Origin of the sequence: Curvivirga aplysinae, from assembly GCF_009711445.1 — a bacterium.
Lineage (GTDB): Bacteria > Pseudomonadota > Alphaproteobacteria > UBA8366 > Aestuariispiraceae > Curvivirga > Curvivirga aplysinae.
On sequence record NZ_SMMC01000196.1, the window covers coordinates 15,280 to 39,065 of the forward strand.

Below are 23,786 nucleotides of genomic sequence, written 5' to 3' on the forward strand. Positions count from 1 at the left end.
TAATTTCGGATCAGGGCCAATTTGCGATTTGAATCTTGCTTTATTGGTATGTTTTAGGGCATATGAAGGCAGATTTTACGCATAGATTATATGTGTGGTGATTGGGGTCAAATAAGTCGATTAGACGTGAAAGGAATGGGCAATGAGCTTAAAATTAAAGCCGGGTGTTGTTTATGGTGAAGATTATAAAGCTTTGGTTGATCACTGCAAGGCGGGTGGTTTTGCATTACCTGCGGTGAATATTGTCGGTACCAGTTCCTTAAATGCTGTTTTGGAAGCCGCGGCAAAAAACGACTCTGATGTGATCATTCAATTATCGAATGGTGGGGCACAATTCTATGCTGGGGCATCTTTGGAAGACAGTTTTCAGGCGAAGGTCCTTGGCGCTGTCTCTGCGGCACAGCATGTTCATTTATTAGCGGAACATTATGGGGTGGCGGTCGTTCTTCACACTGATCATGCGAACCGTTCTTTGATTCCGTGGATTGAAGCTTTATTAGAACATGGCGAAGCTTATTATGAAAAACATGGCAAGCCATTATTCACATCGCATATGCTTGATTTGTCCGAAGATGATCTGGAATTCAATCTTTCTGAAAGTGCACGTGTTCTAGAACGCATGGCAAAGATTGGTATGAGTTTAGAGATTGAGTTAGGTGTAACAGGTGGTGAAGAGGATGGTGTTGGATCTGATATTGATGAAGATCAGATGGATAATGCAAAATTATACACTCAGCCTGAAGATGTTCTAGAGGCCTATAATCGATTGAATCATCTAGGTCATTTCACAGTTGCGGCTTCTTTCGGTAACGTGCATGGCGTATATAAGCCTGGTAATGTGAAGCTTCGTCCGGAGATATTGAAAGCATCACAAGAATTAGTAGCGAAAGAAAAAGGCACAGATCACAATCCATTGGACCTGGTATTTCATGGTGGATCAGGTTCTGAAAAAGATAAGATTGCTGCCGCTATCGAATATGGTGTGTTTAAGATGAATATCGATACGGATACACAATTCGCATTCTCCGAAGCAGTTGGGGCATATGTGGAAGAAAATAATGTGGCTTTCCATCATCAAATTGATCCTGAAACAGGTAATCCTCAGAAAAAACTCTACGATCCACGCAAATGGTTGCGTGCAGGTGAAAAAGGTATGGCAGAACGTTTAGATGAAGCTTTCGCCGATCTTGGATCTGTTGGTAGAACTGCGACAAAGTAAAATACTTTTAGTTGTAAATAACAACTGATTATCTATACAGTCCCGAAACACTATGCTATCTTTCGAGAAAGTTTGGGATGTTTCGGGACTTTTCTTTGTCCATAATAAATTGCTGATATAAAATGTTTTTTTATTTTAGGCTGTTCTTTTTGTAGTTCTGATCTAAAATCCCAGAAGTGATAATAACTTTGATAGTCATTAAATTATCAAATTTGTTAAAAAAAGATTTAGTGGGGGCAACTACTTGTTATACGGCAATCCTCATCTTACTGGTGTGGAACACACCTTTGATGAAAATGAAATCATAGTTACAAAAACCGACCTAGCTGGTAAAATTACCTATGGTAACGATACCTTTTACAAGATGTCGGGTTTTTCTGAGAAAGAATCTTTAGGTAAGCAGCATAATATTATTAGGCATCCTGAAATGCCACGCGCAGCCTTTAAATTAGTTTGGGATACTTTAGCGTCAGGTGAAGAGGTCTTTGCATATGTCAATAACCGCTCAAAGAATGGCGATCATTATTGGGTATTTGCACATATAACACCAAGTTTTAATACTTCGGGTAAGTTGGTTGGGTATCATAGTAGCCGCCGTAAGCCAGATAGGCGGCTGATCGAGGATAAAATTATCCCATTATACAGAGATCTACTAGCGACTGAAAAAGCGGCTTCCAGCCCGAAAGAGGGGATGGATAATGCGGTACAGGCGGTGTTGGATTTATTAGGTCAAACAGGAATGGGCTTCAACGAGCTGATGCTTTCATTGGGGAGATAAGAATATGTTTGGAAATAGTCGCGATATAAAACGTGCAATTGATGTATTAGAACGTGCGATTAAGGGCGATTTTGAGGCGCGTTTGACAAACATTGATGCGAAAGGGGATGTTGGTATTCTTTTGCATCGAATTAATGATTTTATAGACCGTTCAGATGCATATCTGCGTGAAAGTGCGGCCGCTATGGAACATGTCAGCAATTCTAAATATTACCGTAAGATTGTTGAAACCAGTATGGATGGTGCTTTTTTAAATGCCAGTCGCACTGTGAACAATGCGCTAGACAGTATGAAATCACGGGTAGATAGCTTTGAAGTGGCTTTGGAGCATTTCGAAAATAATGTTGGTGGCGTGGTTTCGACTGTTTCCTCTGCTTCATCTGAACTGGATAATTCAGCATCTTCTATGCAGAATATTGCCAACTCAACGAGCGAACAGGCAACCGCAGTGGCTGCCGCTGCGGAAGAAGCTGCGGTAAATGTTCAAACAGTAGCTGCAGCTTCCGATGAATTAACAAACGCGATAAACGAAATTTCTGGGCAAGTTATGAATGCTTCAAGCGTGGCAAATGAAGCAGCAGAGGTTTCATCAAAAGTCGCCAGTCAAGTGGACGATCTCAAACAAGCGGCAGATCAGATTGTAAATGCAGTGAGTATTATTAATGACATTGCAGATCAAACAAACCTCTTAGCGTTGAACGCTACCATTGAAGCTGCGCGTGCGGGTGAAGCAGGTAAAGGTTTCGCGGTGGTTGCGAATGAAGTGAAAAACCTTGCCAATCAAACAGGGCAGGCGACGGCTGATATTGGGAATTATGTAAAGAATATTCAGGAAGCCACTGATATTACTGTTGATGGGATACATAATATCTCAGAAAAAGTAAGTTTGATTAATTCTGCGAATTCGTCAATTTCAGCAGCAGTTGAAGAACAATCTGCGGCAACAAATGAAATCACACGCAATATTGAAGAAGCTTCTGCAGGTACAGCGGAAGTAACAACAAATATTGCAATGGTGACTGAAGCAGCCCAAGAAACTGGGCAGGCTGCGGGTGAAGTCAGCCAATCTTCGTCTGATTTGAAAGATCAATCTCAAAGTCTTGCAGAAATTGTCGATGACTTCTTGGTTGAAGTAAAAAAGGTTGTTTAGAATATAAAAATAGTTCGAGATAGAAGTAACGCTCTTATTTTAAAAAAATTGAACTCAAAAGATCAATTTATGGGATGGTGACATGTGATCTTTTTTAGGAGAAAACACTGGAATCCGTATTCTATGTCTTAGCTATGTAAGTGAACCAAATCAGCTTACGTGATTTACTAGATTTTATTCAGGTGTTTGAAGTTTTAGTATTATACGGTTCTGAGTATCTAAACGGCGGAAGATGGCGCCATAATGTTTTTGAAGTAGCTGGTCAATCAGGCCAGTTTCTTGTGCGTTTTTCAGAGCGTCTTTAATAATATATTTCAGGTTTTCTTTTTCATGAGATAAATAAAATCTGAAGTCACGATCATAGGCAAGGATAAGTCTTGGTTCTATCTCTAATCCTTTATGCAGATGGGATTCTGTGAAGACTTCTATAATACCGCGTGAAAAATAGTCTATATTATGTTTTTGGCTTGCTGTCATTGCATAGATATTACGCCATTCTCCATCAACGATTTGATGTTTTAAATCGTTCAATGCCCAGACTTTGATGTCGAACCAATTCATGCCAAAGCCGCCAGATTTGTTTAGATTTCGGAAATCTTGCAATGTCTGGATTTTTTCATATTTTTTCCTATTGCCTGCGGGGATGAGAAGGATGCGCTGACCAATGAGTTTATTGGTTATATCTATTTCAATAGGAATATATTTATTATTTCTTTCCTTTGACGCAACCAGCCATATCAGGTCCAGTTCCCCGCGTTCAAAAAGCTGCACAGTACGTTTTTGCGGTAAATCTCTTGAGAATACAAGGCTTGCTTGATGCCCTTGATTTGCTAAAGAAGTGACAAGTAACTCATGAAAATAACTATATGAATTGTCAGACCTACCTTCCACTCGAAGGTTGATTTGTGTTGCGTGTGCATCCACCGTTATCTGAGTAAATGTCAGAAATACGAAGATGATAGATATTTTCCAAATTTTGAGCATCTATATCCAAACGTAATTATATTTAGGCTGTATGATATACGATAATTTCTAGTTAATGAAGCGGTTGGGGCATTTTTCAGTTCTAGGTATATGTGTAAAATAAGAAATTCCCGTCATACGTTTTTTCTCGACTTTCTGTTAATTTTTGTCCTCATCAGAAGGGGGCACAAAATAGTAGACCGTTACTTAATGATAAACTAATATTCCATTAGGGGCTTACTATTTTTTAGTCCAAATATTTATCCTTAGAACAGGTATTTTACCGATTTTTGTCAGTTTTTTGAGTTTTATTCGCTTTAAACTGTTTTGGTTAAATTTTTGGCGGGAGGGGGTATGTTTCAATGAATAAAATTTTGATCATTGATGACGAGCGAGATATGGCACAGTTTGTTGCTGATATTTGCCAAACTAAGAATTTTGATACTACGGTGGTAACTACTGCCTCCGAGGCTATCAAAGCGATCAATGATAGTTCAGATTATCTTGGGGCCGTTTTAGATATCGTTATGCCTGATGTAGACGGTATCGAATTAGTTCAAGCTTTAGGAGATGAACATCCCAATATTCCGGTTGTCCTGATGTCGGGATATGCCGACAGTTACTTGGATGCCGCATCCATACTTGGAAAGGCCCATGGGGTGAATATTGTAGGACAACTTTCCAAGCCTTTTTCTGTTGAGGATTTGGTTCCCTTCTTGGATAAAATTCAGTTGGCTTCCTAAGCGATTAAAAGCTGAAAAATATAAATTTATATGTTGAATATAAAAATAACATCTAGGCGATCTGCGTTTTTACCGATTATGGGGGCGTTGTTAATTGCGACCTTGTTGATTGGTTGGGTTATTTCTTATTCACTTTATAAATCTGCGATTGAAGAGAATAAAGAGAACTTGATGCATTTAGCTAGTAATCTTAGCTCTTTAATTTCTTCCATTGCTGGATTTGATCAAAAATATATTGGCGAGGACTTCCAAGGTGACGCCAGTGACGCCACTTTAAGGCAAGTGCGGAAGGCACTGTCTCTGCCATTTGGTGCGGGGACAACGGAGGCGCTCATATTTCGTGCCGTAGAGGGTGGCGTTGAGATGCTCGTTCATATCGAAGGGGATTATCATCAAGACTATTACCCTGATGATACAGAGTTAGGTGCATTAGCGATTCAAACGCTTGATGGTGAATCCGGTGTTGTGCATTTGCAGGACCCGGATGGGCAGGATTTGTTGATTGCATATAAGCCGATTGAACTTACGAATTGGGGTATTTTTGTCGAACGTTATGAAAGTGAAATTTGGCATCCTTTTTTGTGGTCGTCTATTCAAGCGTTCATGGTCTCAATTGTTGTTATTTTATTAATGGCCTGGGGTATTTTGTGGATAACGCAACAGATTTCAAAAGATGCGTTGGAAAGTGAACGCAAGCAAGTTGAGCTAACAAATTCTCTTCTTAGAACTCAGCAAATCGGTAAGCTTGGAAATTGGCATCTGAACTTAAAAACCGATCATTTGCAATGGTCAGATCAGGTCTTTGAAATATTTGATATGAACCCAGCAGATTTTGACCATACAGTTGAAATGTTCTTTCAACGAGTCCATCCGGATGATGTAGAGCTTATACGTCAGGAATCACGAAAAGCAATTGATCAGGGCGGCGAATATACGGTTGATCATCGATTGATTATTCGTAACGGATCCGTTCGGTATGTCAGAGAGAATGCTGAAATTGAAAAGGATAAGGACGGAAAACCGATTGCAATGCTTGGAACGGTTATTGATATAACTGATATACGGGCCAAGCAGATGGAGCTTGAAAGGATTGAAGCACAGCTTAGATTGGCGATTAATAGTGCACTAATTGGATTAGTTGTCAGTAATGTTGAGGGTGAAATACTCACCTTCAATGATACAGCGTCCCAGATTTTTGGTTATTCACCTGAAGAAATTATTGGTTCAAATGTTTCCGTTCTAGCAAATAGCGATGATGCCAAGCGCCATCATCACTATCTGGCCAATTACTTGTCGACAGGCGAAGCGCAGATAATTGGTAAAGGGCGTGAGGTGATCGGTAAAAGAAAAAACGGAGATGATTTTCCTCTTAGACTTGGAATTGCACCTTTGAAACTGGATGATGAACTTCATTTTATTGCATCTATCGAAGACCTTTCAGAGCAGAAGCAGTTAGAAAGTCAATTGCGTCAAGCGCAGAAGATGGACGTAGTTGGGCAAATGGTTGGTGGTATTGCCCATGATTTCAATAATTTACTTGGGATTGCAATGGGTAATTTGGAGTTAATTAATATGGCTTTAACTGATCAACCTGAAATTACCCGAAAATCTGAACGCGCTTTAAATGCAATCAAGAGGGGAGCAGGCCTAACCGCTAAGTTATTAGGCTTCTCACGCCAAAACTTAAAAGTTGGCACAACCGCAAATATAGATGAGGCTATTGATCAGGTTTCCGATCTTATTAAGCGCTCTTTAACGAGTTCAATAGAAGTCATAGTAGATGTCGCAGATGATCTTCCTGATGTAAATGCGGATCAAGGAGATTTGGAAGATGCGATTGTAAACTTGTCATTGAACGCAAGAGATGCAATGCCAGATGGGGGGCAGCTTGCTATTAAATCCACCTTTGTACATTCGGATGAGGTTGTTATTCCAGATATGGAAACTTCAGATGAATTAGGATTTGTCGCTGTTTCTATCGCAGATACTGGTACTGGTATGGATGATGAAACGCTTGAAAAGATTTTTGAACCATTTTTCACTACTAAAGAATCTGGAGTGGGCACTGGTCTAGGTCTTTCTATGGTGTATGGTTTTGTGAAGCGCGCCGGTGGAGGAATCGATGTACATACGAAGCTTGGTCAAGGTACTAATATAACACTATATTTACCGATTAGCATGACTGAGAGCAGCAATAAATTTTCTGAAGATGAACCACCTATCAAATTGAAATTCAAAGAGGTGAGCAAAATATTGGTTGTGGATGATGAGCCGGACCTGCTTAAACTTGTTAAAACTGTTTTGTCCTCTGAAGGGCATCAGGTTTTAATATCATCAGATGGCAATGAAGCATTAGAGATATTTGAGAAACATAAAGATATCGATATTGTATTATCTGATGTAATTATGCCAGGTCATATGAGTGGATATGAACTTGCGCAAACAGTAAGAGAGGCACGTCCAGATATCAAATTTTGTTTTATGTCTGGCTATACAGGTAGGAGTAATCCCATCAAGGAAGAATATTCTGATATGCCACTTTTACGTAAACCATTTACTATAAACGTTTTATTGAAATTTGTTTCGAAACAATTAAATCAACACTGAGAAAAGCTACGAAGCGATTTATCGTTATTCACGTGTTGAGAAGGAAAGATGGTGGCGGATCAGGGATTTGAACCCCGGACACAAGGATTATGATTCCTCTGCTCTAACCCCTGAGCTAATCCGCCACTGTATATATAACTGACGTATATATGGGTTACTGGTTATTCACCAGAGGCTTGATGTTTTATCATCTTGCGGGCGGATAAATATGAGTTTCGGGCCTTACTGTCAAGCGGACATTTCAATTTTTTTGCAGAAAAATTATCTTTTTATAAATCAGCTTGGAAATTCTTAAGTCAAAGGCCATGGATCATTCCTTGCTCATGAAAATCAGCGTGAAATGATCCAAACTTTAATGTTAAATCTGGTCAGATTTAACAGATTTGATTCTGTTTAACTGATGCGGCGTTGAATCCAGCCGCCACCTAACACACGGTCATCTTGATAGAAGACACATGCTTGACCTGGCGATACGCCATTCATGGGTTCTGCAAAGGTAACCTCAACATCACCAAGTTCAGTTGCCTCAACTGTTGCTGCGACAGGTTGCATGGTGGAACGTACCTTAACACCAATTTCAACAGGCCCTTGGCTTAGTTTTGTATCCCCAAGCCAGTTCACATCGCTTAAACGAATGCGCGGTGTTGCCAATGCAGATTTTGGTCCCACAATAACCTGACGGTTTTCAGGATCAATTTTGACCACATAAAGTGGGTCTGTACCGCTATTGGCACCACGTCCACCAATGCCAAGGCCACGACGTTGACCAACGGTATAGTGGATGATGCCTTTATGTGTGCCAAGTATTTCGCCATCAACATGAACGATATTGCCAGATTCCACCGCTTCCGGGCGGAATTTCTCAACGATGGACGCATAATTACCGTCTGGCACAAAGCAGATATCCTGACTATCTGGTTTGTCAGCAACTGTCAGATTAAACTTATCTGCCAAGGCGCGGGTTTCTGTTTTATCCATATGTCCCAATGGAAAGCGCAAGAAATCCAGTTGTTCCTGCGTGGTGGCAAATAGGAAATAACTTTGATCTTTTTTAGGATCGGCGCCTTTTAACATTTGGGCATCAGTTTCATCACCATTGCGTTGTACATAATGACCAGTCGCCAAAACATCGGCGCCAAGATCTTTTGCTGTATCAAGGAGGTCTTTGAATTTAACGGTCTGATTACAACGTACACATGGGATAGGGGTTTCGCCGCGCGCATAAGAATCTGCGAAATCTTCGATCACGCTTTCTTTAAACTTGCTTTCATAATCCAGCACATAATGTGGGAAGCCGAAAGTATCTGCCACTGTGCGGGCATCATAGATATCCTGCCCGGCACAACAGGCACCAGTGCGCGCAATGATCTCGCCATGATCATAAAGTTGTAGGGTAATGCCAACAACATCATAGCCTTCTTCATGCAGCATCGCCGCAGTTACAGACGAATCCACACCGCCCGACATGGCCACAACCACACGGGTATCTTTGGGCTCTTTCGGGAGACCTAAAGAGTTTAAATTTGTAGATTCAGTGCTCATAACCTTTGTCCTATCTCATTTATAGGGCGCGATATAGGGCTTTTCCTTGTATTTCGCAAGGGGAAAGCCTAAGAAAAGCAGGATCAGAACAATTTCTTAATCTCTCTTTTATACGGATGAAGCAGTTGGATGTCTAATGTTACCTTGGAAAAGGGGCTGGATGCGCCTTTAGTTACGTTTGAAGAATTACCCGTTATTGATAGGGCGGATTTTATTTCTGGTAAGTATAAGCAGGGCGTTGCAGATAAGCTTGGCTGCGCCTGTCCTGATGTTGGCTTTTTATATCTCGTCAATCACGTGACATATTTGAAAGACGAAGAGGTCCAAGAAGACGCCGCTTAGGAAAAAGTAAGTTTTTCAGATATTTTTTATGGAAACTACTGGAAAACTAAGTCCTTCTATGCCAGATAAAGAGCCGTTCGCATCTTGCGATACAGCAATGTTTGTATTTAGTCGCGCAGTTTATAGAAACTGCAATCTAGGAGATACTCAGGTGAGTGAATCTGATCCATTGGTATTAGCCGTGCCGAAAGGCCGAATTTTAAAGGAATTGCGTCCGTTGATGGAAGCTGCCGGTATCGTGCCGGAACCAGCATTCGATGATCCATCCGCACGTCAGCTAAGCTTTGCGACTAATATCCCCCATCTAAGCTTGATCCGTGTCAGAAGTTTTGATGTGGCAACATTTGTTGCGTTTGGTGCTGCACAATTAGGTGTTGCAGGCAATGATGTATTGATGGAATTTGATTATCCTGAAATCTATGCACCTGTTGATTTAGACATCGGTCATTGCCGTGTATCTGTTGCGGAACCAAAAGATTTATCTGAAGAAGATGACCCGGAACGTTGGAGCCATATACGCGTTGCAACCAAATATCCGGATGTGACCCGAAAGTATTTCGCGGACCGTGGTGTTCAGGCTGAATGCATTAAGTTAAACGGCGCAATGGAACTCGCACCCAATATGGGTCTATGTCGTCGTATTGTAGATTTGGTTTCTTCTGGTCAGACCTTGAAAGAAAACGGTTTGGTTGAAATTGAAACAATTGCTGAAGTGACCAGCCGTTTGATCGTAAACCGCGCGGCGTTGAAAACACGTCCGGAAGAAGTTGGCCGCTGGATTGAAGCCTTCAGAGGGGCGAAAGATGCTGCGTAAATTAAATATTACTGATGCTGATTTCGAAGCACAGTTTCAGGACTTACTGAATAGTAAACGTGAAATGGACGAAGATGTTGACGCTATTGTTGCCGACATCATCGCAGATGTTCGTAAACGTGGCGACGAAGCTGTTCTGGAATACACGAATAAATTTGATAAGTTGAATTTAACTGCTGAAACCATGGTGATTTCCAAGGAGCAGTTAAAAGCGTCGATTGACGAATGTGACCCTGAAACCGTTGACGCATTAAAATTGGCAGCTGAACGTATTCGTTCATTCCATGCAAAAACACTTCCTGAAGGTCTGGATTATAAAGATGATGCAGGTGTACGCCTTGGGGCAAAATGGACGGCCGTTCAAGCGGCTGGTATCTATGTGCCAGGTGGCACAGCAAGCTATCCGTCTTCAGTATTGATGAATGCGATCCCTGCTAAGGTTGCAGGGGTGAAGCGATTAGTGATGGTAGTGCCCACACCTGATGGTACGAAAAATCCTTTGGTATTTGCCGCGGCTTACTTTGCAGGTGTAGATGAGGTTTATTCCATTGGTGGGGCACAGGCTGTCGCAGCCTTGGCGTATGGGACAGAGACTATCAAGCCTGTCGATAAGATCACAGGCCCCGGCAATGCCTTTGTTGCCGCTGCAAAGCGTCGCGTATTTGGGCAAGTCGGTATTGATATGATTGCTGGACCATCAGAGATTTTGGTTGTGGCAGATAATCAAAATGATCCGGCTTGGGTCGCCATGGATTTATTAAGTCAGGCTGAGCATGACACATCTGCGCAATCTATTCTGATTACAGATGATGCGGCTTATGCGGATCAAGTGATCGACGCCGTTGATGCGGCATTGAAAACATTACCACGTACAGAGATCGCACGCGAAAGTTGGGATAATCATGGTGCGGTGATCGTTGTTGAAAATCTGGATCAAGCTGTCCCGCTTGTGGACCGTGTTGCACCGGAACATCTGGAACTTTCAGTGGAAGACCCACAAGAGCTGACAGACAAAATTACCAATGCTGGTTCTATTTTCATGGGACGTTATACGCCAGAAGCTGTAGGCGATTATGTGGCGGGCCCAAATCATGTTTTGCCAACAGCACGTTCTGCACGTTTTTCCAGTGGGCTAGGCGTATTGGATTTCATGAAACGCAGTACATTCTTGCAATGTGATTCTGATAGCCTGGCAGAAATTGGCCCAGCGGCAGTGTCTTTAGCACAATCAGAAGGCCTAGGGGCCCATGCGCGTTCTGTGGCTATTCGTTTGAACTTGCCAGTCGTCGACTAAGTTCATCTATGAAAAAGTGAGATTTTTAAATCTCTGGATTGCTCTTTCCTATTCGGGCTGTGTAAGATTGTTCTAATGACTAGAATAATGACATAGACAGCTCGAAAAGGGGAGACATGTCATGTCCGATTGGGACACAGAAAAACATAAAATCATTAAGATCAATCTTGATGAAAAGACCGTCATTCGCCGCAGTCCGGAAGTGGAACATGAACGGTCAGTCGCGATCTATGATTTATTAGATATGAATCGATTTCGTCCAGTGGGGGAATTTGCTGATTCAGGTCCGTTTAAACTGGATCTCAGCATTGAAGATGGATCACGCCTTGTCTTTACATTAGCTACTGAAGAGATAGAAGAACTGACTTGGATAAACTTGCCTTTGTCGCCGTTTCGTAGATTGATCAAAGATTATTTCCAGATTTGTGAAAGTTATTACGACGCAATCAAGCGGCTATCACCTTCTCAGATTGAAACCATCGATATGGCACGTCGCGGCCTTCATAATGAGGGGTCAGATTTATTGCGTGAACGCCTTGATGGAAAGTTGGAGATGGATTTGCAGACAGCACGTCGTCTCTTCACCTTGATTTGTGTTTTGCATATTCGAGCTTAATAAAGCTTACGTGAACTAGGTGATTTGATTATCTGATGGACGGACCTTTCTTCGAAAACGAAATGCCAGATGCAGTCTTGTTCTGCTGCACCATGAATGCGATCCGCTCGCCCATGGCAGAAGCCTTACTGCGTCATCATATCGGTACGCGTGTTTATGTAGATTCGGTCGGTGTACGTCCAAATGGGGAAGTTGATGGTTTTGCTGTAGCTGTCCTGAATGAAATCGGCATTGATATCATGAACCATGAACCAAAAGATTTTGATGAATTGGAAGATGGGTATTTCGATTTGATTATTGCGCTGTCACCAGAAGCACAACATCATGCGGTTGAGATGACACGTACCATGGCTTGTGATGTTGAATTCTGGAATACCTTTGATCCGTCTATGGTTGTGGAAGGGGGACGAGAGCAAAAGCTTGACGCATACCGTCAAGTACGCGATCAACTGATCCGCAAGATTAAGCAACGCTTCCCGAAAGATGATTAATCTCGTCCGTGAATGAAATGATTCATTAGAAAATAGGATTTTTTATGTCCAAATTTATTTTAGCTTCTTCCAGTCCACGCAGAAAAGAACTGTTAGCTCAGATCGGTGTGGAAATTGATGGGATTATTCCGGCAGATATTGACGAAACACCGCAAGATCGCGAAAGCCCGCGTGAATTAGCATTGCGATTAGCTGAAAGCAAAGCGCAGGCCGTTCAGGATCGTGATGAAGCGAAAGGACATTTTATCCTTGCTGCGGATACGGTAGTTGGCTTAGGACATCGTATCTTGCCAAAGGCTGAAGATGAACAAACTGCACGTGACTGTCTTGATTTGATGTCCGGGCGTCGCAATCAGGTTTATTCTGGTGTTGCGATTGTTGCACCTGATGGTGAAATGGTTAGTCGCGTGGTAAAATCACAAGTTGGGTTTAAACGCCTGACCCAGAATGAAATTAATGCTTATATCCGTTCAGGTGAATGGGATGGAAAAGCGGGTGGTTATGGTGTGCAGGGATTGGCTGCGGCTTATATAAAATTTTTGAGTGGCTCTTATACCAATGTGGTAGGCTTGCCGCTGTTTGAAACTTCCCAGATGTTACAAGGTCTCGGGTATAAAGGATTGAAGTCCCAATGAGTAAAAAAGGTCTGGATACACTTATCGAAATTTCCCTTGGGGAAACGCGTGCAGCTCGCATTGATGAAGATGGTGTATTATACGAATTACAAGTGGAACGCGCTGGACAGGAAAGTCTGGTAGGTAACTTCTACTTGGGCAAAGTTACACGCGTTGAAAAAGGCATGGATGCCGTATTCGTAGATATCGGTACAGATGAACCGGGGTTGATTAACCGTGCGAAAGGCTTGGAAGAAGGTAAAACCTTGATCGTGCAGGTCATTCGTGATGCACGTGATGGTAAAGGACCTGCCTTAACACGTCATCCTGTTTTGATGGATCGATACTTTGCCTTCACACCGGGGCGTAAAGGGGTGAATTGGGCCCGTGCCGTGGGTAAGGGACGTGATCGTGCCCATTTGGAAGCTGTATTACCGCAAGTCTTAGGTGAGAAAACTGACGGTTTTAGTGTGCGTGGGCCTGCTGTGGCTGTGGGTGAGCCGATTTTAGAAGAATCAGTAGATCGTTTGCGTCAGAAATGGGATGTTTTACGTGATATGGTGCGTGAAGATCGCAAACCGCGCTTGCTTGAAAAAGCCCCTAAAATGATAGACCGTCTTTTACGTGATCTGGAAGGTGAAACTCGTATCGCCATGGATGATCGTTCGGCATATCTTGAAGCGGAGAAAACGATTAAAAAACTTTATCCAGATTTGTCTCAAGGTTTGCTTTATCACGATTCTGAAATTTCGATATTTGAAGATACAGGTGTGGAAGAACAGATTGAAGAAGCTTTGGAACGAGAAGTTCGCTTGAAAAATGGTGGCAGCTTGGCGTTTGATAAAACAGAAGCTTTGATCGTGATTGATGTGAATATGGGCTCTGCTACTGCTAAGGGGGATGACGCTATTTTTCAGGTGAATAAGGCCGCTGCAGAAGAAGCGGCGCGTCAGATCATGTTACGTAATCTTTCTGGTTTGATTGTAATCGATTTTATTTCCATGAAAAATAAAGGTCGTTTGAAACGCTTGATTGAGGCTTTACGCAGTAAGTTCCTTAAAGACACGCGTCATACAGATGTCTTAGGATTAACCTCTGCAGGTTTGATGGAAATTACTCGCCAACGTGAAGGTGTGTCACTTGATGATTTAATGTTAAAGGCAAAGCCTGTTCAATCTTCTACTTTAAATCCTGTTGCGCAAGGATGCGCTGTTTTGCGTGCTGCAACCCGTTTAAAAGGGGCTGGGCGCCCGACAGCCTATGCCTCCCCAGAAGTGATTGATGCATTAAAGGGCGGCGTTTTAAGTGATGCTATGGAAGAATGTACAAAACGCTTAGGGCGTCCTTTGCATCTCTATGTTGGGGAAGATCAAATGCCGCCACAAGTGGGAATGGAGTAAACATTATGTCGACTGTAACTCCGTTGAATGCGGCGAATACTAAGAATGGCGGCAAGTGTAATATTTGTGGTAAGCCAAGTGATCAAAAATATAAACCGTTTTGCTCAAAGCGCTGTGCAGATGTTGATCTGAATCGTTGGCTTGGTGGAAATTATAGAATTCCCACGGAAGAGCCTGGTATTGCCAATGATCCATATGGAGAAGAGGAGTATTAAGCTCCTCTTTTTTTGTGAGTTTTCCTAGGAAAAGAAAAAGAATTAAAAAAAAGTTCATAAAAAATGAAATTGGTGCTTTACAGGTCCGGTGAACCTCTGTAAATCAAAGGCCGTCCAGAGGGGAGCACGACATTGCTTCAAACCAAACACTGGACCTGATAGGTGGTTATGCTCGGATAGCTCAGTTGGTAGAGCAGCGGATTGAAAATCCGCGTGTCGGCAGTTCAAATCTGCCTCCGAGCACCATTTACCCCATCTCTACACTCCGCAGAAAACCTTATTTATTCACGATCCTTTCTTGTGTTTAGAATTTTGTCCTACTAAATTGTAGACACCCCCTGTAGACACCCCTTGCTTTTCTTCTACTCTCTGCATTGCGATTTTTGCCCGTGAAATTTGCTGCACTGATTGTGTATAATGACGTACCATATCGTCAGTTTTGTGACCTGTGATAGCCTTGATTTCTTCATTACTGCATCCGGCCTCTGCTAATGCAGAAGCAGCATTACGGCGCAGACCATGGAACGTACAGCCCTTAATCCTTCCAGCCTTTTCATTGGTTTCAAGATTTAGCTTTGCAAGCTGTCTGTTCCAGTTTGCGCGAAAGCCGTCTGTACTATACGGCTTTCCATCTTCGCGGCAGATAAAATAAATAGAGTTCGTCGGTGCTTCCTGCAAAATTTGCATTAGCAGAGGGTGGCAAGGGATATAAATCTCTGTGCCTGTTTTCTCCTGAATTACCTTGATTAGTCCGTCCTTAAGGCGTTCGTCTGTACGGGTCATATTTAAGCAATCACCCTGTCGTTGACCTGTGAACAGGGCCACGAAAAATGCAATCTTCATCATAGGATTGTCGCACCCTTCAACAAAGGCTTTCATTTCTCCTTCTGTCCATGCTCTATTACCGCCGCCTTTAGCCTTAAGAGAAGATACGCCTTTTGCTGGATTGTCTGCTCTCAGACCTAAATCAATAGCCATTTCACCCAATACGCTTAACATACGGACGATTTTGTTTGCCTTAGATGGGCTATCGGAAAAGTGATTGCGCAGCTTGATAACATCGGCGCGGGACATGCTGGCAAAGGGCTTGTTCTTGGCTTTGGTTTTTTTAAGGATATCGCAGGAAGCTCTATAATCCTTTTGGGTAGAAGGTCTCTTTTCCTTAAATTCTGGCGACCCTAAATACTGTTCAATTAGCCAACCAAAGGATTCACGAACTGTAAGCTCTCTCTTAACCTCAAAAGATTCTTTGATCTTGTTGTAATGGGCGTACCATTCAACAGATAGGTATTCACCACGGATATCTACAAGATGCGTTTTGCCGTCAACCTTCTTGCGGTATTGCGTGTAGATACGCTCGTTGCGTTTCCATATCTTGAGGTTAGGAAGTCTTGTGAGTTTCATCAATCAATCCCAAAGAAATCATCATTTGCCGTGTCGCGCATATCGTCCATGACGCGTTCTAATTCGTCTTTATACCAATACACGTTTTTGCCATCTTTACGGCCTTGAGGCCATTTTTCGCCAGCATTTTTGCGAAATGCAGATTCAGACTCACCCACATACAAAGCGGCTATTTTTGCTCTCATCCGGTAGGGGTAGCCTATCTGCACTGGCAGGTTGTTAGCTTGCATTTCTTACACTCCTTCCTTATGGCCTACTTGCGCATCAATTGGATGTGGCATTGTCTTCTACCTCTCTATTGTTACACTGAGGAAATCCGCATTCACCAATAACCCAAGCTTTCGGATAATCAGGATGATCAATTGAAAAGCACATTGTATCCATGATGATTTCACAAGGGTTGCTCTTGTCCTGATTGTGGATACAGTCACGGCATACATTTGAAATAAATATATCTCCCTCTGTTCCGTTTGACGGGCGCCATGTTTCGCCTGCTTCGTCTAATCTTGGTTCATTCCACATTCTTCATATCCTCTCAAAATCTGCGGAGCGGGCGGGGCGTTAATTAAGTAACGCTGCTGCATGCCTCATTAGTCCTGCGGCAATATCTGTTGGCAGTCCTTCGCGGGAAATTTTTAATATTTGTTCGGCTTTGTAAGATCGGTAAGCTTGATTGGCCTCTTCTGGAGTGGAAAAGGTTCCGATGTGCTTATGGTTTTCTTGTCTGACTTTACAGCGGGCTAGATATTTTCCAGTCTTTCTGCATTGAAAAACACCAGAGCCGAAACGACCTTTTGCAGAACCTTTATCTCCAACTAAAAGGTTGAGTTCTCCGCTAACAAAACAACATGTATCAGGACTGTAAATTTTATTGCCCGGATACAGGATGTCTTTATCTAGTTGCTTGCCTTGCCAGTCTTGAAACATCATCCAAGAACGAAAATTCATAAAATATTTCCAGTCTGGATGCACAGAACAATCTCGATAAGTTGGATACTTATTGGTCTTAGCATAGCAGCGTCTTATCATTTCTCTCCAACGCTCATAGAAAGGGCAAAAAATACGGTCATTTCTTGCACCAATGCAGACTTTGTATGTAGCGTTATTGATACCAAATCCATATATCATTAAACTTTCCTTTCACGCCCTCAACCCCGTTCTCGCAGGGGACGAGATACGGGGCTGTGGTCCAAGCATTAGAGGGGAGGAAACTGCTTGGAGGAGGGAACTAATAACTAAGACATAAATCCTCTACTTCACGTCTCAAGTCACTTTCGGGCATACCCTTTAAAATGTGGTTTACAGTTATTTGGATAACTCCATCGTAAAACTGGTTGAATGCTAACTGGTCCATGCTGGCAAAGCTGATAGATTTGTATTCTCTATGCTCATTGCCCTTTGCATCCTTAAAAATGTCATAATGACGTGTTGCGTCTTTGAATAACTGGTGGACCTGCTTTTGCGTCCAGCCGTTATCCGTGTTTTCAGCGATGATCTTTATCAAAGCCCAATACTTGCGATGATGCTTGCCGTTACGTGGCTTGCTTACTTGTGCCTTGATAACATCACCCATCTTGATACCTTTGAGGGCCTCTGCTGTGTTATCATCCGCAGGGCGAAAGCCGCCTGTTGCTGTCTTGGTAAAAAATAACTCAGTAGCCATTTTTCCATTCCTCATATTTCTCACGGGCCAAAGCGCGAAATGCTGCTCTCAAAACATCGTCCGGCGCATGCTCACGAAGGAAAGAGACCTCACCTTGCTGGTGCATCTGCACATGAAAGCAATGCATAATGGGGAGGGCTTCATTGTCTGGTGACTTAATACCTTTACCCATGGTCCCGATATGGGCGGGGTCTACTGCTTCATATTCATTTCCGCGCCGCCCTGATAGGATGCATGGCATATCACGCAATTCGTTTAGGTACTTGCGATCTCGGATGATAGGTTTCTTGAGCATGTTCATCGGTTAGCCCACTTTCTTTGCATTGCATCGGCGAATACGATTGCGTCAAAATGCCCCTCTAAGAAATCGCTGTCGGCTGGGTCGGACTGATAGCCCTTAATCGCTTCTGGTAAATCGTAGATATGACCAGTTGCAATTTCCTCCATGGCTGCACTGTATCCGCGCTTATAATCTTCTAGAGCTTCATTCATCATTCACACCGTCAAAATGGTATTTCGTCGTCTAAGTCAGGTGATCCAGCATAACCACCACCAGCATTACCGCCGAAGCCGCCAGCATCGTTGCTATAACTGCCGAAGCCGCCAGCATCGTTGCCACCGTATCCGCTTTGGTCACTATCACCACCCTTGCTATCAAGCATGGTCATGTTGCCACCGAAACCAGAAACAACTACCTCAGTTGAATAACGGTCAGCGCCGCTTTGGTCCTGCCATTTGCGGGTTTGCAACTTGCCCTCAATAAGAACTTTTGCGCCTTTCTTGAGGTAGCGTTCGCAAACATCTGCAGTCTTTCCGAAGATAACGACACGGTGCCATTCAGTCCGATCTTGGCTGTTGCCGTCACGGTCTTTCCACCGCTCTGTGGTGGCAATGCGAAGGCTTGCAACCTTATCGCCGTTTTGGGTGTTCCGTATCTCAGGATCAGCACCCAAATTGCCGACTAGAATTACTTTGTTTAAGCTTCCTGACATTATGCTGCTTCCTTAAGTTTTGCGCGTAGTTTCTCTAATTCAGCTTTTAGCGCTAATGCATCACCCTTTTGAACTGCCCAAAATTGACGTAAGCCTTCACGGTTCTGCTCTAAGAACATTTCCAACAATTGTGATGTTGCGAGCTGGTTGGCGTGATCTAAAAATTTGTCAGCAAATTCTCCCTCGCTGATCATCTGAATGCCCTCTGTCATTTCAAAAATCACTGGCAACATGTCTTTACCAACAAGCTTAAGTCGCTCTTCCCTTTGAAAGCTTTCCACACGCTCTGTTGCGGTCATTTCTGCTTGCAAGCGGTCCATTTCTTCTGCTGCATATGTGCCAGAAATATCCTCAGGCCATCCTTTGCGAAGAGCTTGCGCCTCTGCACATTTAGCGATCATGATCTTAGGCATACGAACCCAATTATCTTTAGCAATTGTATATTCGCCTGTTGGACCTTTTCGACCCGTTTCATTTTCCGCCCAAATTTCTTTAAGGGGTACGTATTCCTCCCAATAAGCAGAACAGGTAATTTTGTGCCATTCGCCATGGGAAAATTTAAAGACAGACACAACGGCCTTTTCTATGCCAAGTGGGTTTGTCTTATCCTTTAAGGATTCATCAAAGATAAGTCGCGGCTCTTCATCATCAGGTCGATAGTTACCGGAACGATTTGCGATTGCGCGATACCCGTCGATACCAACGATAAATGTTGCCTGACGTTTACTTGGTTTGTCTTTATTGAAAACTAAGCAATGAATTTGCTTGCGAAAAGGGTCAAGGCCAGCATTGCGGCAAAGCTCCATGAACATATCAAATTCATCTGCATTTGTATCCTTTGCGACGGTGTTTCGGATCAAGCTTAGCTGCTGATTAGATAAGCCGTTAACAGGAGAAGAAAACTTCTCAATAGTAGCTATTTGGTTCATTTTAATCTCTCCGAATTTGGATTGTCATACCACCGTTTGAAAGGGTAGCGCCTTTTACATCACCCTCATTGAGAGCTTTTAGCAGCGCCTTCTTATCCAGCTTTGGTGGCTGTGCTTTGAAGAATGTAGAGGGGATATCCGCCTCTTCGGTGATAATCACCTTCTTAGGCATCCTCTTTGTTGAAATGGTACAGGTCGGCCCCATGACCTTTGATAAATCTGCCAACTCCATAGCCTGTAGAATTACCGTTTTGAGAGTGTCCGACTTTACCTTTAAGCGACCAGAGCGTCTTTTAAGGGCATCGCCTTTCTCGTTTGCAGCAACTGCCAGCATGTCCAATTCATCCACTTCATCGACTAGGGCTTGTATAGCTTCCTCGAAGTTTGTTTCTGACTGAATAGCAAGCTGGATACTTTCGGCATCCCACTCTTGAGCCTCTAATTGCTCGCGTAAGCTTCTTACTGCCTTAAGTTCTTTATGAAGGCTCATATCCACACCTCCGCAATTACGATCAAAGACACACCCAACACTGCGAAGAAGATCGCTTGCCCTAATGTGATGCGCTCCCATAAATTTCGAGGCTTCACATGCATGTTATAGACGTTGGTGATAGTGCGTGCGGGTTTCATGCTGCACCTCTCATGGTTTCATTCAAAAGGCGTTGAGCCACCTTACGGTTATCGGCTGTATCTAATGCATGGCGGTAACCACGGAACTCGCCACCGGATACGGGCATGAATGCTTGGTAACCGTATAGGTAACGGGAAATACATTCCAAATTCAAACCTTCATCATAGAACAGCTTGAAGATGTCACCGTTGTGTGTGGTTTTAAAGGAAACCTGACGAACAGAAATACTGTCGGATAGATTGTCATCATAGTCAGCGTGAGCCTCTTCTGGTGTCGAGCCATATCCTACGATATCGGCGCCACGATCTGCGTCAAATGCCATAAAGCCACGACTGCTTGTTTCGTATCGCATATCCATGATTATTCCCTCCCTTACTCTGCAGCCAATGCGAAAGCATCGGTAATGTCGATCTTTTCGCCTGTTAAGCAATTCAAGGTGAAACGGTATTCTTGACCTTTAAGCTGGTCTACTTCCTCGAAGTAACGAGTAGTCGCAGCTTCTAAATCACTTACCATTGCTTCTTCGAATGTGAATGTGTCGTTTGACGGGATATTCCAAACATTGATCAGCATGTGTTTCCTCCTTGGTTATGAGGTAACTATAATGTGGGAAAAATCCCACGTCAAGTTAAAAAGAGGGAAAAATCCCACATTTATTTTTTCGGAGAATTGAAATAGGTTTAAAACCCTAGGCTGTAATTGGATATGGAGGGTATGATGGAAGCTGTCTTGGTGGCGTTATTGGTCTGTATAGGTGTTTCTGTATTTTTGTTTTCGGCATATAGAGGCGTCTCTCATAGGCTTGAGTTGGAACAATTTGCCCATACTGAAACTCAGCAAAAATTAAATGAAGCCATGATGCTTATTGGCGAATTAGCTGCTGAGCCGCCTGTGCAAGATTTTTCAGAGTTCAAAAATCCGAAAGAAGCAGCTTTGCTGGCAGAAATCATACATCAGGTAGAGATGGCTAGTGAGTTGGGATTTGACGATCCTAAGGAAGAGGCTGAGTTGGGCTTGTTGGTAGCAACTCTTCTATCAAAAGCTGAAGCATTAATTGATAATGATATGAGAAATTCGGCCCTATGTACTATCTGCGAATTGCTGGCTGTATCCAATCAATTAGATAAGGCCAAGATGTTGATTTTAGAAATTAGAGATACGCCTGATAAGGTAAGGCTGCTTTCGCGATACCCGCAATTAAGTTAACCTCTCTCCACCGATATTTACTTCTCAGAATAAGTATAGCGTATTGCAGTGTATTTGTAATGTAAGGAATATGAATGTCAGAACAAAAACTAGATTATGAGCTTACTGACGAAGAAATTAGAGTCGCTACAGAGTATTTGTATGACTTAGGCTGGATCGAGCGTGACTGTGAAGTTTGTCAAAGTCGTGAGTGGGTGATGGGAAGGAAGCTACTTGGTATGCTACCCACCGACGGAAAAGGATCGTTTTCCGTGACCCCCGATTACGCCTATGTAGCGATTATTTGCGAACATTGTGGCAATACAAAAATGGCAAACGCAAATGTTTTGGGATTTCGCGACTTTAGTGAGAGTGAGGAGGGTGGCAATGAATAATGATGTTATCGACCTTATGGACTTTCGCAAAGAAAAAGGTAATAATAATGAAAACCCACCTATGGGCGGTGATGGAGGCGATGGCATGGAAGCTAGAGTTGCGAAGCTTGAGACGCACGTGGAGCATATTCGCGAAGACATTGGAGAGCTAAAATCTGATGTTAAGGAACTGCGTAAAACAATTGATAGCAGATCGGCTTGGTTAATCGGCCTAGTCGTGGTGTCTATTTTGGTTCCTATAGCTTTAAAATATTGGGGTTAGTTATTGCCTGTTTAGTTTTCGGGAGGCTTCGGCCTCCTTTTTTATGTTCATAAATTCCATTCCAAGTAGTTTTCTTTGAAAAAAACACTAACGCATTGATATATGTAAGCTTCCACTAAATTAACTATAGGAAGTAAAAAATGCTAAACGCTATACACGTTTTTGAATATATGAAACTGCGGTTAGAAAAATTAAATGAGCATGGGATAGAAATTGAGATAAGTAATGACTTAGATAAGTTGATTGATGTTTCTGAGGGTATAGATGAGCATAATCTATCACCTCTATATAATACAGATTACTTTGATATGTACTCCGAGCGATTTCTTTGGGTGCATGGTACCGACCATGAAGGTAAAACCATTCACATACAAGCCTCGAAGCTGGAGGATTTGGGGGCAAATAGTTTAGATTGCCTTTTATCGCAACAGTTGCGTCGAGGCTGGGGTAATAAGGGGGATAAGAAAATTTCTTGTTGCCCAATATCTGCAAAAATAAAAGGGCGTGTAGCGTATCATGGGGATATGTGGCTAAGCTCAAAGTGCCGTGGTGATGGGTTGGGTAGGGTGTTAGGTACGCTAGGCTTAGCTATCATTTATTCTACATGGCAGCCGGATTTTGTCTTTGGATTTTTAGAAAGTCCATTGCAAAAAAAAGGTGTGATATTTAACCACGGATATTGGAATTTTGAGCCTTTAGACCAAGAGTGGAAGCTGGCTTTTCCTTGGCTATACCAAGAAGATTTCCTGATTTGGATGACGCGAGAAAATCTTGATTATTCTTTTCGGTCAGATTTTGCGAAAACTCGCACAAAACAGCGACTGCCGGGTAATCTCTAAAAGTAATAGGAAATGCAAAGCGGAAGTAACTGACAGGTTTTAATTTATTGTCAATTATAAGGTTTGCGTTCACTTTTTCACATAATGGTGCACCATCTCTGACAATCTCGGAGTATGGTGCTTTCATTACTCGCTCGAATAGGTCGTCAGGCACGCCTGAGCGTCCTAAGGCATTCAAGGCAAAGTCATTACCGAATACCTTTGCTGACGTGCTTTTATCTCCACAAAATAGGAAAGGCTTATCATCTCTAGAAACAGCATGAATTTGAAGTCTCGGTACTATGATTTCGAAATCAGCGGCTCCATTTGCTATAACTCCACCAGTTCGCTCAAACCACTCCATAGCTCTAAGAAATTTTTCACTCTTAGAGGCTAAAAAGTAATTACTAACTGTATTTTTCTGGAAATATCTCATGAGTTATTTTGAGTAGAGTGTGCTACAAAATGGAACTGCTCTACAAAACAGATAAGATGTTGTAATTGAGGTTCATTGAGTTGAGATAAATCGTGAATATTAAATTTATTTTGTGCGAATTGGCTCACCACATTCTTGAGCCCTGCATCATTAATCTTTTGAGTGAAGCATTCAATTTTTGCTTCTAATAATAAATTTTTTATCTCTGTTCTAATCGCGTGTCTTTGGTTCATAGCCAATCCCATATTCATTTCCCTACCAATTAATATAATAAGTAGAAATA

The 23,786-nt window shown here is 42.5% G+C and carries 33 protein-coding genes and 2 tRNA genes; 18 read left to right on the plus strand and 17 right to left on the minus strand.

Translation table 11 applies throughout. The features are described from left to right. Positions 1-142 precede the first annotated feature (142 nt). From fbaA to E1160_RS11940, 3 genes are all read left to right on the plus strand, one after another. Complete coding sequence (gene fbaA / locus E1160_RS11930; protein ID WP_155155448.1) at positions 143-1,219, plus strand: class II fructose-bisphosphate aldolase; 1,077 nt, start codon at positions 143-145, stop codon at positions 1,217-1,219. A gap of 244 nt (positions 1,220-1,463) precedes the next feature. Beyond that, the gene (locus tag E1160_RS11935; RefSeq protein ID WP_155155449.1) at positions 1,464-1,997 is read left to right on the plus strand and encodes a PAS domain-containing protein; all 534 of its coding nucleotides are present in this window, start codon (positions 1,464-1,466) and stop codon (positions 1,995-1,997) included. Between the two features lie 4 nt (positions 1,998-2,001). Further along, positions 2,002-3,147, plus strand: coding sequence for a methyl-accepting chemotaxis protein (locus E1160_RS11940; RefSeq protein ID WP_155155450.1), 1,146 nt, complete (start codon positions 2,002-2,004; stop codon positions 3,145-3,147). Positions 3,148-3,321: 174 nt separating this feature from the next. On the opposite strand, the gene E1160_RS11945 is transcribed toward E1160_RS11940, so the two are convergent. Next, a complete protein-coding gene (locus E1160_RS11945; protein WP_155155451.1) occupies positions 3,322-4,131 on the minus strand; it encodes a hypothetical protein in 810 nt (269 codons plus the stop codon). 341 nt (positions 4,132-4,472) lie between these two features. Here E1160_RS11945 and E1160_RS11950 point away from each other — a divergent pair, with 341 nt between their 5' ends. Beyond that, positions 4,473-4,853 carry a response regulator gene (locus E1160_RS11950; RefSeq protein WP_155155453.1) on the plus strand — a complete coding sequence of 127 codons (381 nt, stop codon included), beginning with the start codon at positions 4,473-4,475 and terminating at the stop codon, positions 4,851-4,853. 30 nt (positions 4,854-4,883) lie between these two features. After that, positions 4,884-7,460 (plus strand): PAS domain S-box protein, encoded by a 2,577-nt coding sequence (locus E1160_RS11955; protein WP_155155455.1) that lies wholly within the window; start codon positions 4,884-4,886, stop codon positions 7,458-7,460. A gap of 49 nt (positions 7,461-7,509) precedes the next feature. On the opposite strand, the gene E1160_RS11960 is transcribed toward E1160_RS11955, so the two are convergent. Both E1160_RS11960 and mnmA read right to left on the minus strand, forming a co-directional pair. Beyond that, positions 7,510-7,585: transfer RNA gene (locus E1160_RS11960), tRNA-Met, on the minus strand. 268 nt (positions 7,586-7,853) lie between these two features. Continuing rightward, positions 7,854-9,002 (minus strand): tRNA 2-thiouridine(34) synthase MnmA, encoded by a 1,149-nt coding sequence (gene mnmA, locus E1160_RS11965; protein WP_155155457.1) that lies wholly within the window; start codon positions 9,000-9,002, stop codon positions 7,854-7,856. A 129-nt stretch (positions 9,003-9,131) separates the two neighbouring features. Between mnmA and E1160_RS11970 the strand changes: the two genes are divergently transcribed. The 9 genes from E1160_RS11970 (at position 9,132) to E1160_RS12010 (ending at position 15,034) form a co-directional block, all read left to right on the plus strand. Further along, positions 9,132-9,344 (plus strand): 2-oxoglutarate and iron-dependent oxygenase domain-containing protein, encoded by a 213-nt coding sequence (locus E1160_RS11970; RefSeq protein WP_155155459.1) that lies wholly within the window; start codon positions 9,132-9,134, stop codon positions 9,342-9,344. A 151-nt stretch (positions 9,345-9,495) separates the two neighbouring features. After that, entirely contained in the window at positions 9,496-10,158 is a 663-nt protein-coding gene (gene hisG, locus E1160_RS11975) for an ATP phosphoribosyltransferase (protein WP_328597152.1), read from the plus strand. Further along, a complete protein-coding gene (hisD, locus tag E1160_RS11980) occupies positions 10,148-11,452 on the plus strand; it encodes a histidinol dehydrogenase (protein ID WP_155155461.1) in 1,305 nt (434 codons plus the stop codon). Before hisG ends, hisD begins: the two co-directional genes overlap by 11 nt. A 121-nt stretch (positions 11,453-11,573) precedes the next feature. Then, positions 11,574-12,068, plus strand: a complete 495-nt coding sequence (locus E1160_RS11985; RefSeq protein ID WP_155155463.1) for a UPF0262 family protein — start codon at positions 11,574-11,576, stop codon at positions 12,066-12,068. 35 nt (positions 12,069-12,103) lie between these two features. Beyond that, positions 12,104-12,559 (plus strand): arsenate-mycothiol transferase ArsC, encoded by a 456-nt coding sequence (locus tag E1160_RS11990; RefSeq protein WP_155155465.1) that lies wholly within the window; start codon positions 12,104-12,106, stop codon positions 12,557-12,559. 44 nt (positions 12,560-12,603) lie between these two features. Continuing rightward, positions 12,604-13,194, plus strand: a complete 591-nt coding sequence (locus E1160_RS11995; protein WP_155155467.1) for a Maf family protein — start codon at positions 12,604-12,606, stop codon at positions 13,192-13,194. Further along, on the plus strand, positions 13,191-14,573 hold the full coding sequence (locus E1160_RS12000) for a ribonuclease E/G (protein ID WP_155155469.1): 1,383 nt from the start codon (positions 13,191-13,193) through the stop codon (positions 14,571-14,573). Before E1160_RS11995 ends, E1160_RS12000 begins: the two co-directional genes overlap by 4 nt. A 5-nt stretch (positions 14,574-14,578) precedes the next feature. After that, positions 14,579-14,788, plus strand: coding sequence for a DNA gyrase inhibitor YacG (locus tag E1160_RS12005; RefSeq protein ID WP_155155470.1), 210 nt, complete (start codon positions 14,579-14,581; stop codon positions 14,786-14,788). A gap of 170 nt (positions 14,789-14,958) precedes the next feature. Next, positions 14,959-15,034: transfer RNA gene (locus E1160_RS12010), tRNA-Phe, on the plus strand. 39 nt (positions 15,035-15,073) lie between these two features. Here the strand turns inward: E1160_RS12010 and E1160_RS12015 are convergent. The 13 genes from E1160_RS12015 to E1160_RS12070 form a co-directional block, all read right to left on the minus strand. Further along, the gene (locus tag E1160_RS12015) at positions 15,074-16,192 is read right to left on the minus strand and encodes a tyrosine-type recombinase/integrase (protein ID WP_155155472.1); all 1,119 of its coding nucleotides are present in this window, start codon (positions 16,190-16,192) and stop codon (positions 15,074-15,076) included. After that, the gene (locus E1160_RS12020) at positions 16,192-16,422 is read right to left on the minus strand and encodes a hypothetical protein (protein WP_155155474.1); all 231 of its coding nucleotides are present in this window, start codon (positions 16,420-16,422) and stop codon (positions 16,192-16,194) included. Before E1160_RS12020 ends, E1160_RS12015 begins: the two co-directional genes overlap by 1 nt. 34 nt (positions 16,423-16,456) lie before the next feature. Continuing rightward, positions 16,457-16,714 (minus strand): hypothetical protein, encoded by a 258-nt coding sequence (locus tag E1160_RS12025; RefSeq protein ID WP_155155476.1) that lies wholly within the window; start codon positions 16,712-16,714, stop codon positions 16,457-16,459. Between the two features lie 39 nt (positions 16,715-16,753). After that, the gene (locus E1160_RS12030; protein WP_155155478.1) at positions 16,754-17,320 is read right to left on the minus strand and encodes an AP2 domain-containing protein; all 567 of its coding nucleotides are present in this window, start codon (positions 17,318-17,320) and stop codon (positions 16,754-16,756) included. Positions 17,321-17,420: 100 nt separating this feature from the next. Further along, on the minus strand, positions 17,421-17,855 hold the full coding sequence (locus tag E1160_RS12035; RefSeq protein WP_218048874.1) for a DUF1367 family protein: 435 nt from the start codon (positions 17,853-17,855) through the stop codon (positions 17,421-17,423). After that, complete coding sequence (locus E1160_RS12040; RefSeq protein WP_218048875.1) at positions 17,845-18,156, minus strand: hypothetical protein; 312 nt, start codon at positions 18,154-18,156, stop codon at positions 17,845-17,847. Before E1160_RS12040 ends, E1160_RS12035 begins: the two co-directional genes overlap by 11 nt. Beyond that, the gene (locus E1160_RS12045; protein WP_218048876.1) at positions 18,153-18,347 is read right to left on the minus strand and encodes a hypothetical protein; all 195 of its coding nucleotides are present in this window, start codon (positions 18,345-18,347) and stop codon (positions 18,153-18,155) included. The genes E1160_RS12040 and E1160_RS12045 overlap by 4 nt, the downstream gene beginning before the upstream one ends. A gap of 11 nt (positions 18,348-18,358) precedes the next feature. Next, complete coding sequence (gene ssb / locus E1160_RS12050) at positions 18,359-18,847, minus strand: single-stranded DNA-binding protein (protein WP_155155486.1); 489 nt, start codon at positions 18,845-18,847, stop codon at positions 18,359-18,361. Next, complete coding sequence (gene bet, locus E1160_RS12055; RefSeq protein ID WP_155155487.1) at positions 18,847-19,776, minus strand: phage recombination protein Bet; 930 nt, start codon at positions 19,774-19,776, stop codon at positions 18,847-18,849. Before bet ends, ssb begins: the two co-directional genes overlap by 1 nt. 1 nt (position 19,777) lies before the next feature. Further along, complete coding sequence (locus E1160_RS12060) at positions 19,778-20,266, minus strand: siphovirus Gp157 family protein (protein WP_218048877.1); 489 nt, start codon at positions 20,264-20,266, stop codon at positions 19,778-19,780. Further along, positions 20,263-20,406, minus strand: a complete 144-nt coding sequence (locus E1160_RS17165) for a hypothetical protein (RefSeq protein WP_218048878.1) — start codon at positions 20,404-20,406, stop codon at positions 20,263-20,265. The genes E1160_RS12060 and E1160_RS17165 overlap by 4 nt, the downstream gene beginning before the upstream one ends. Beyond that, positions 20,403-20,765, minus strand: coding sequence for a hypothetical protein (locus E1160_RS12065; protein WP_155155491.1), 363 nt, complete (start codon positions 20,763-20,765; stop codon positions 20,403-20,405). The genes E1160_RS17165 and E1160_RS12065 overlap by 4 nt, the downstream gene beginning before the upstream one ends. Before the next feature lie 14 nt (positions 20,766-20,779). Next, the gene (locus E1160_RS12070) at positions 20,780-20,980 is read right to left on the minus strand and encodes a hypothetical protein (protein WP_155155493.1); all 201 of its coding nucleotides are present in this window, start codon (positions 20,978-20,980) and stop codon (positions 20,780-20,782) included. 141 nt (positions 20,981-21,121) lie between these two features. Here E1160_RS12070 and E1160_RS12075 point away from each other — a divergent pair, with 141 nt between their 5' ends. From E1160_RS12075 to E1160_RS12090, 4 genes are all read left to right on the plus strand, one after another. Further along, on the plus strand, positions 21,122-21,613 hold the full coding sequence (locus E1160_RS12075) for a hypothetical protein (RefSeq protein ID WP_155155495.1): 492 nt from the start codon (positions 21,122-21,124) through the stop codon (positions 21,611-21,613). Between the two features lie 74 nt (positions 21,614-21,687). Then, entirely contained in the window at positions 21,688-21,987 is a 300-nt protein-coding gene (locus E1160_RS12080; protein WP_155155497.1) for a hypothetical protein, read from the plus strand. Then, a complete protein-coding gene (locus E1160_RS12085; RefSeq protein WP_155155499.1) occupies positions 21,980-22,249 on the plus strand; it encodes a hypothetical protein in 270 nt (89 codons plus the stop codon). Before E1160_RS12080 ends, E1160_RS12085 begins: the two co-directional genes overlap by 8 nt. Before the next feature lie 140 nt (positions 22,250-22,389). After that, the gene (locus tag E1160_RS12090; RefSeq protein WP_155155501.1) at positions 22,390-23,088 is read left to right on the plus strand and encodes a hypothetical protein; all 699 of its coding nucleotides are present in this window, start codon (positions 22,390-22,392) and stop codon (positions 23,086-23,088) included. A gap of 411 nt (positions 23,089-23,499) precedes the next feature. Here the strand turns inward: E1160_RS12090 and E1160_RS12095 are convergent. Continuing rightward, on the minus strand, positions 23,500-23,786 hold a 287-nt coding region (locus tag E1160_RS12095), incomplete at its 5' end, for a hypothetical protein (RefSeq protein ID WP_218048879.1).

Coding starts and splice junctions, on each gene's coding strand:
- E1160_RS12020 (WP_155155474.1), bottom strand. CDS start 16,422: ATGCAAGCTAACAACCTGCCAGTGCAGATAGGCTACCCCTACCGGATG.
- E1160_RS12060 (WP_218048877.1), bottom strand. CDS start 20,266: ATGAGCCTTCATAAAGAACTTAAGGCAGTAAGAAGCTTACGCGAGCAA.
- E1160_RS12030 (WP_155155478.1), bottom strand. CDS start 17,320: ATGATATATGGATTTGGTATCAATAACGCTACATACAAAGTCTGCATT.
- E1160_RS12040 (WP_218048875.1), bottom strand. CDS start 18,156: ATGAACATGCTCAAGAAACCTATCATCCGAGATCGCAAGTACCTAAAC.
- E1160_RS12080 (WP_155155497.1), top strand. CDS start 21,688: ATGTCAGAACAAAAACTAGATTATGAGCTTACTGACGAAGAAATTAGA.
- E1160_RS12065 (WP_155155491.1), bottom strand. CDS start 20,765: ATGGATATGCGATACGAAACAAGCAGTCGTGGCTTTATGGCATTTGAC.
- E1160_RS12090 (WP_155155501.1), top strand. CDS start 22,390: ATGCTAAACGCTATACACGTTTTTGAATATATGAAACTGCGGTTAGAA.
- mnmA (WP_155155457.1), bottom strand. CDS start 9,002: ATGAGCACTGAATCTACAAATTTAAACTCTTTAGGTCTCCCGAAAGAG.
- E1160_RS11945 (WP_155155451.1), bottom strand. CDS start 4,131: ATGCTCAAAATTTGGAAAATATCTATCATCTTCGTATTTCTGACATTT.
- E1160_RS11955 (WP_155155455.1), top strand. CDS start 4,884: ATGTTGAATATAAAAATAACATCTAGGCGATCTGCGTTTTTACCGATT.
- E1160_RS11970 (WP_155155459.1), top strand. CDS start 9,132: ATGTCTAATGTTACCTTGGAAAAGGGGCTGGATGCGCCTTTAGTTACG.
- E1160_RS11985 (WP_155155463.1), top strand. CDS start 11,574: ATGTCCGATTGGGACACAGAAAAACATAAAATCATTAAGATCAATCTT.
- hisD (WP_155155461.1), top strand. CDS start 10,148: ATGCTGCGTAAATTAAATATTACTGATGCTGATTTCGAAGCACAGTTT.
- E1160_RS11950 (WP_155155453.1), top strand. CDS start 4,473: ATGAATAAAATTTTGATCATTGATGACGAGCGAGATATGGCACAGTTT.
- E1160_RS11995 (WP_155155467.1), top strand. CDS start 12,604: ATGTCCAAATTTATTTTAGCTTCTTCCAGTCCACGCAGAAAAGAACTG.
- E1160_RS12085 (WP_155155499.1), top strand. CDS start 21,980: ATGAATAATGATGTTATCGACCTTATGGACTTTCGCAAAGAAAAAGGT.
- bet (WP_155155487.1), bottom strand. CDS start 19,776: ATGAACCAAATAGCTACTATTGAGAAGTTTTCTTCTCCTGTTAACGGC.
- E1160_RS12005 (WP_155155470.1), top strand. CDS start 14,579: ATGTCGACTGTAACTCCGTTGAATGCGGCGAATACTAAGAATGGCGGC.
- E1160_RS17165 (WP_218048878.1), bottom strand. CDS start 20,406: ATGAAACCCGCACGCACTATCACCAACGTCTATAACATGCATGTGAAG.
- E1160_RS12015 (WP_155155472.1), bottom strand. CDS start 16,192: ATGAAACTCACAAGACTTCCTAACCTCAAGATATGGAAACGCAACGAG.
- fbaA (WP_155155448.1), top strand. CDS start 143: ATGAGCTTAAAATTAAAGCCGGGTGTTGTTTATGGTGAAGATTATAAA.
- ssb (WP_155155486.1), bottom strand. CDS start 18,847: ATGTCAGGAAGCTTAAACAAAGTAATTCTAGTCGGCAATTTGGGTGCT.
- E1160_RS12075 (WP_155155495.1), top strand. CDS start 21,122: ATGATGGAAGCTGTCTTGGTGGCGTTATTGGTCTGTATAGGTGTTTCT.
- E1160_RS11940 (WP_155155450.1), top strand. CDS start 2,002: ATGTTTGGAAATAGTCGCGATATAAAACGTGCAATTGATGTATTAGAA.
- E1160_RS12035 (WP_218048874.1), bottom strand. CDS start 17,855: ATGGCTACTGAGTTATTTTTTACCAAGACAGCAACAGGCGGCTTTCGC.
- E1160_RS12045 (WP_218048876.1), bottom strand. CDS start 18,347: ATGAATGAAGCTCTAGAAGATTATAAGCGCGGATACAGTGCAGCCATG.
- E1160_RS11990 (WP_155155465.1), top strand. CDS start 12,104: ATGGACGGACCTTTCTTCGAAAACGAAATGCCAGATGCAGTCTTGTTC.
- E1160_RS12025 (WP_155155476.1), bottom strand. CDS start 16,714: ATGTGGAATGAACCAAGATTAGACGAAGCAGGCGAAACATGGCGCCCG.
- E1160_RS12070 (WP_155155493.1), bottom strand. CDS start 20,980: ATGCTGATCAATGTTTGGAATATCCCGTCAAACGACACATTCACATTC.
- E1160_RS12000 (WP_155155469.1), top strand. CDS start 13,191: ATGAGTAAAAAAGGTCTGGATACACTTATCGAAATTTCCCTTGGGGAA.